The sequence below is a fragment of the Xanthomonas sp. F14 genome (assembly GCF_014199865.1).
On record NZ_JACHOM010000002.1, the window covers coordinates 682,877 to 689,643 of the forward strand.

The window sequence follows — 6,767 nt, forward strand, 5'->3', positions numbered from 1 at the left end:
GTGGTGACTCAGGCCGCCAGGGCGTCCTGGTTTGGATGCAATTGCTGCAGCAGGCTGGGCACATCGAGAATCAGCGCGACATCGCCGCTGCCCAGGATGCTCGAGCCACTGATGCCCTTGACCTGCGCGAAGACCTTGGACAACGGCTTGATCACGGTCTGCCATTCGCCCAGCAAGGTGTCCACGACCAGGCCGAAGCGCTGGGCGCCCTGGCGGATCACCACGATGCTTTCGCGCGCCGGCGTCCTGCCGCCAAGCGCGAACAGTTCGCGCAGGCGCACATACGGCAGCACGCTGCCACGCAGGTCGATGTAGTCGCTGGCGTAGTCAGGGGTGAATTCCACGCATTCCTCCACCACGTCCAGCGGCACCACGAACACCGACTTGCCGACGCCGACCTGGAAGCCGTTGATGATGGCCAGCGTCAGCGGCAACCGCACCGAGATGGTGGTGCCCACGCCGGCGCTGCTGTCGATCTCCACGGTGCCGCGCAACGCGGTGATGTTGCGCTTGACCACGTCCATGCCGACGCCGCGCCCGGACAGGTTGGTGACCTTTTCGGCGGTGGAGAACCCCGGCTCGAAGATCATCGCGAACACCTCGCGGTCGCTGAGCTGGCGGCCCGGCTCGATCAGGCCGCGTTCCAGCGCCTTGGCCAGGATGCGGTCGCGGTTCAGGCCGCCGCCGTCGTCGGTGATCTGGATGACGATGCTGCCGGAGTCGTGATACGCGTTGAGGCCAACGGTGCCGCGTGCGGGCTTGCCGCGCGCCACGCGCACGTCCGCCGGTTCGATGCCGTGGTCCATGGCATTGCGCACCAGATGGGTGAGCGGGTCGCCGATCTTTTCCACCACCGACTTGTCCAGCTCGGTGTCCTCGCCGGCCACCACCAGCGCGATGTCCTTGCCGAGTTCGCGCGCCACATCGTGCACCACGCGCTGGAAGCGGCTGAAGGTGCCGCCGATCTTGACCATACGCAGTTGCAGAGCGCTTTCGCGCACCTCTTCCACCAGGCCGGCCAGGATCGAGGCCGATTCCAGCAACTGCGCGTCGCCGGTGCGCTGTGCGTTGGCATTGGTGCCGGCCACCGCGATGATGAGTTCGCCGACCAGATCGATCATGCGATCGAGCTTGTCGGCATCGACGCGGATCGAGCGCGCGTCGGGGTTGCGTGCGCCGGTGTCCTGCGGCGCGCGTGCCGGCGTTGCGGCCGGCACGGCAGCCAGCGCGCCGACCACCGGCGCGGCAGCCACGACCGTCTCGCTGGCAGGCACGGCGCTGGCGTCCATCGGTGCCGGCACCGAGAGGATCTCCAGGTCGCAGTCCTCGCGCACGAACTCGAACACGTCCTCGATCGCGGCACGGTCGGCATCGCTGCGCAGCAGGATCTGGAAGCCCAGGTAATTGGCTTCCGGATCGAGCGCTTCGAAGCTCGGCAGCTGGCTGACATCGGTGCTGATCGACTCGACCGAGCCCAGCCCGCGCAGGTTGCGGATCAGCTTGAGCGGCGAGTTGCCGTAGCGCAGCGCGTCGGCGAACAGTTTCAGCGTGATGCGCCAGTAACCGCTCTGTTTTTCCGGGGTGCTGTGCTGGATGGCGGAGGCGGTGACACCGCATGCGCTGGCCTGCAGGTAGGTCTGCAGTTGTGCCAGCAGGGGGTCGGCCTCTGCCGCCAGTGCGTCGGCATCGGCGTGAGCGGGGTCGGCGGCGGTTTCCACCAGGGCATGGATGTGGTCGCAGCACACCAGCAGCAGCGCGATCAGTTCCGAGCTCAGCGTCAGCGCGTCGTCGCGCACCAGGTCCAGCACGCTTTCCACGACATGGGTGAAGCCGACCAGCTGCGGCAGATCGAACAGGCCGCCCGAGCCCTTGATGGTGTGCGCCGCACGGAAGATCGCGTTGACCGCATCCGGCGAGGACTCGCCACGCTCGGCTTCGAGCAGGTGACGTTCCATGTCTTCGAGCAGGTCCCGGCTCTCGGCCAGGAAGGTCTGCATCAGCTGGTTCATATCCATACGCGTTGCCGGTCCCTTAGTGAATGCGTTCGCCGATACCCGCAACCGCATGCGGGTACAAGGCTTCGAGCAGGCCGAGCAGTTCGATCACATCGACCACCGCGCGGCTGGAATCGGTCAGCGAAAACGGCCGGCCGTCGGCCTGGATCGCCTGCTTGGTCGCCAGCAGCAACTGCAGGCCGGTGGTGTCGATCTCGCTGACCGCGCCCAGGTCCAGGTGCAACCCGCCCGGATGCAGCAAGGCCGGCTGCAGCAGCGGCTTGAGTTCGGCAGCGCGACGGATGGTCATCTCGCCTTCCAGGGCGAGCGTCAGCGGCGCAGGTAGATCGGACAGTGGCGTGTTCATGGATGCCTCAAGCGATGCGGTGGCGCACGGATGCGTGCCTGACGCGGAAAAGGTCGCTCCGGCGCGGGGTCGCATAGGCAGCTCTGCACACGGCGATCACGTCGGTCCATGCAGGTATCGGCGCGCGGCAGGAATATTTAGGCCAAATTCACCGCGGTGACGGATTTGCGAAATCCATCACTTCCCGCGTATTAACTGCTCAGCTTTGTCGCAAGCAGACTCAGGAAGCCGGTGTCCCGGACAGTCGTGCAGGACACCGCGCTACCTTTCAGCCGACTTCTTCACTCGCTGCGTCGGGTGCATGTGCGTGACCGCAGCGGGGAACACGCATGAAACAGGCAACATGGGACCGCGCCGGCATCGTCTGCGGCGTTGGGCGCTAGTGAAAATGCCGCATCGGCTTGGATTCGCAGCGGCCCCCGCCTGCGACGCGCTCGACGCGTCCTTGCGTCCTGCACGGTCCAGCACGCTGCGTAAAGCAGGCGCAACCGCCCGGCGCGCGTTTCTACCTGGGTGCGAGCATCGTCAGCAGGCCGCGTGCGGCGTTGAAACGGTCCGCGCCTTCCGGCAGCGGCAGCTTGATGCGCAGTTTGTCCGGGCCGTCCATGGTGTAGATCTTGGGCTGCTTCTGGATCATCTGGATCACCGCGACCGGGTCGATCGCCGGTTTTGCCTCGAAGACCAGCCGGCCACCGTTCTCGCCCAGGTCCAGCTTGCGCACACCCAGCGCATTGGCCTGCAGCTTGAGCTCGGCAATCGCGAACAGGTGCTTGACCGGGTCCGGCAGCAGGCCGAAGCGGTCGATCATCTCCACCTGCAATTCGCGCAGCGCATCGGCATCGCGTGCGCTGGAGATGCGCTTGTACAGCGTCAGGCGCGTGTGCACGTCGGGCAGGTAATCTTCGGGAATCAGCGCGGCCACATGCAGCTCGACCTCGGCGCCGCGGACCTCCTCGCCGGCATCCAGGTCCGGCAGCTTGCCCTGGCGGATGCTGCGCACCGCGCGTTCCAGCAGCTCGGTGTACAGGCTGAAACCGACCTCGGCCATCTGCCCGCTCTGGTCTTCGCCCAGCAGCTCGCCGGCACCGCGGATCTCCAGATCGTGGGTGGCCAGGGTGAAGCCGGCGCCGAGCTCGTCCATGGAGGCGATCGCCTCCAGGCGCTTTTCCGCATCGGAGGTCATCGAGCGACGATCCGGCACCACCAGGTACGCATAGGCGCGGTGATGCGAGCGGCCGACGCGGCCGCGCAACTGGTGCAACTGCGCCAGGCCGAAGCGGTCGGCGCGGTTGATGATGATGGTGTTGGCATTGGGGATGTCGATGCCCGATTCGATGATCGTGGTCGACAGCAGCACATTGAAGCGCTGCTTCTGGAAATCCAGCATCACCCGCTCCAGCTCGCGCTCGGGCATCTGCCCATGCGCGATACCGATGCGCGCCTCCGGCACCAGTTCGGACAGCTCGCGCTGCATGCGCACGATGCTTTCCACATCGTTGTGCAGGAAGTACAGCTGCCCGCCGCGACTGAGCTCGCGCTGGAAGGCCTCGCGCAGCAGCGCGTTGTCCCAGGCGGTGATGAAGGTCTGCACCGCCAGCCGGTTCGGCGGCGGGGTGGCGATGATCGACAGGTCGCGCAGCCCGGCCATGGCCATATTGAGCGTGCGCGGGATGGGGGTCGCGGTGAGCGTGAGCAGATGCACGTTGGCGCGCATCGCCTTGAGCGCTTCCTTCTGCCGCACACCGAAGCGCTGCTCTTCGTCGACCACGACCAGGCCCAGGTCCTTGAACTTGACGTCCGGCTGCAGCAGCCGGTGCGTGCCGATGATGACGTCGATCTCGCCGCTGGCGACCTTCTCCAGCTCGGCCTTGATCTCCTTGGTGCTCTTGAAGCGCGACAGCACTTCCACCTTCATCGGGTAATCGGCGAAGCGGTCGCGGAAGTTGCGGTAATGCTGCTCGGCCAGCAGCGTGGTCGGCACCAGCACGGCGACCTGCTTGCCGGCGCTGGCGGCGGCAAATGCGGCGCGCACGGCCACCTCGGTCTTGCCGAAGCCGACGTCGCCGCAGACCACGCGGTCCATCGGCTGGCTGCTGCCCAGATCGCGCAGCGTCGCATCGATGGCCGCCAGCTGGTCGCCGGTTTCCTCGAACGGAAAGCCGGCCGCGAACGGCTCGTACATCGCCCGGTCCACCTGCAGCGCCAGGCCGGCACGCGCACGTCGGCGGGCCTGGATTTCCAGCAGTTCGGCCGCCACGTCGCGGACCTTTTCGGCCGCCTTGCGCTTGGCCTTGGTCCATTGCTCGCCGCCCAGCGAATGCAGCGGCGCGGTCTCGGCCGAGGCGCCGGAATAGCGGCTGATCAGATGCAACTGCGCCACCGGCACATACAGCCGGTCGCCCTTGGCATATTCGATTTCCAGGAACTCGCCGGGCATGCCGCCGGCGTCGAGCACGATCAGGCCGCGGTAGCGGCCCACACCGTGGTCCTCGTGCACGATCGGCGCGCCTTCGGACAGCTCGCCCAGATCGCGGATGATCGCTTCCGGCTCACGCCCGACCCGGCGGCTGCGGCGCGGCTGGTTGGCGCGCTCGGGAAACAGCTGGCGCTCGGTCAGCACCGCAATCTGCGGGGCGTCCAGCGCAAAGCCGTCTTCCAGCGGCGCCACGGTGATACCGAAGCGCAGCTTGGGCGCGGCCAGGAAGGCGGGCAGGTCGGCGACGACCTCCGGCTTCAGCTGCGCGGCGGCCAGCACTTCCATCAAGGCTTCGCGCCGGCCGGCGGTATCGGCGGCCACCAGCACACGGCCGGGGTAATGGTCCAGGAACGAGGCCAGCGCCTGGCCGGCCGGGGCGTCTTTTGCCGCCACCGGCAGCGGCGGCAACGGCTGGTCGCCCAGCGCGGCGGCCTCGTCGATGCGCGGATGGTCGCTGGCCCAGACTTCGATGCGCGCCAGCTTGTTGAGCCGCTCGCGCAGTGCGTCCGGCGACTGATACAACTCGTCCGGTGTCAGCAGCGGGCGCTCCACATCGTGGCGGCGTTGCTCGTAGCGGTCCTGCGCCTGCGCCCAGAACGTGTCCGCCGCATTGGAAACGCCGGTGGCGACCAGCGGCAGCACGCGCTTGTCCAGATAATCGAACAAGGTGGCGGTCTTGCTGAAGAACATCGGCAGGTAATACTCCACCCCCGACGGCGCCAGCCCCGACTTCAGATCCTGGTACAGCGCGCTGCGCCGGGTATCCACGTCGAAACGCTCGCGCAGGCAGGCCAGCACACGTTCGACGCTAGCATCGTCCATCGGCACCTCGCGGCCGGGCAGCAGCTTGACGGCCTCGACCTTGTCCAGCGAGCGCTGCGATTCCGGGTCGAAGGCGCGGATCGAGTCGATATCCTCGTCCAGCAACTCGATCCGCAACGGCGTGGCTTCGCCCATCGGGAACACGTCGAGCAGGCCGCCGCGCACTGCAAAATCGCCCGGGTCCATCACCTGCGGCACGTTGCGGTAGCCGGCGCTTTCCAGACGGCGTTTTTCTGCATCCAGATCCAGCCGCTGGCCGACCTTGAGATCGAAACTACCGCCGACGATGTAGCTCAGCGGTGCCAATTGCTGCATCAGCGTCTGCACCGGCACGATCACCACGCCACGGCTCAGTGCGGGCAGCCGATGCAGTGCGGCCAGGCGTTGGCTGATGATCTCCGGGTGCGGGCTGAACTGGTCGTAGGGCAGGGTTTCCCAATCGGGAAACGGCACCACCGGCAGCGTCGCATGCTCGCCGAGCAAGGCATGCAGATCCGCCTCGATCTGATGCGCACTCTGGTTGTCGCGGGCGATCACCAGCAGCGGGCCGGCATGCGCCTCGGCGGCGCGTGCGATCGTCCAGGCCAGCGCAGTCGGCGAAGACGGAGCGCGCCAATAGGCGCGGAGCTGGCCGGACTTGGGCAGCGGCGGAGAGGGGAAGGTGGTTGGCGACGGCATCAGCCGGCAATTTTATCAGAGCACCCACCGCGGCCGGTCCATCCGGCGTGAAAGCCGGCGTCGGGCCACCTGCGCCGCCTTGGTCGGATGTGCGGCGCTCTCGCCATCTACATACCGACCATCCCGACAGGTCCTTGCCCGCTCACCGTCGCGGGACCTTGAGCGGCATGGATGCCGCGCGAGAGCCTAACAGGGACGTACTTGCGGCGTGTCCTGCGATGGTGGGCGGGCAGGGGCCCTGCAGCCAAGCGACAGATCAACAATCAAAGCCGGGTGAGTCGGTGGCGCGGCGTCCTCACCGCTCGCGGGACACGCCGTGAATCCATCCGTGGAGGCTCGGTGGCGGCATCCATGCCGCCACACGGTCCCGCAATCGGCGAGGACACCGCCCCAGACAGTTGGTCGGTTGTTTGAAAAGCTGGTCCGCTGC

Annotated in this window: 3 protein-coding genes; all 3 read right to left on the reverse strand. The window is 67.1% G+C overall.

All coding sequences use genetic code 11. The annotated features are described in order from the left end of the window. Nucleotides 1-8 precede the first annotated feature (8 nt). Nucleotides 9-2,015, reverse strand: coding sequence for a chemotaxis protein CheA (locus tag GGR73_RS11405; protein ID WP_184456939.1), 2,007 nt, complete (start codon nt 2,013-2,015; stop codon nt 9-11). A 16-nt stretch (nt 2,016-2,031) separates the two neighbouring features. After that, nucleotides 2,032-2,361: an STAS domain-containing protein gene (locus tag GGR73_RS11410; protein WP_016905011.1), complete on the reverse strand. Its 330-nt coding sequence runs from the start codon at nt 2,359-2,361 to the stop codon at nt 2,032-2,034. Nucleotides 2,362-2,866: 505 nt separating this feature from the next. Beyond that, nucleotides 2,867-6,337, reverse strand: a complete 3,471-nt coding sequence (mfd, locus tag GGR73_RS11415) for a transcription-repair coupling factor (RefSeq protein WP_184456941.1) — start codon at nt 6,335-6,337, stop codon at nt 2,867-2,869. Nucleotides 6,338-6,767: the final 430 nt, after the last annotated feature.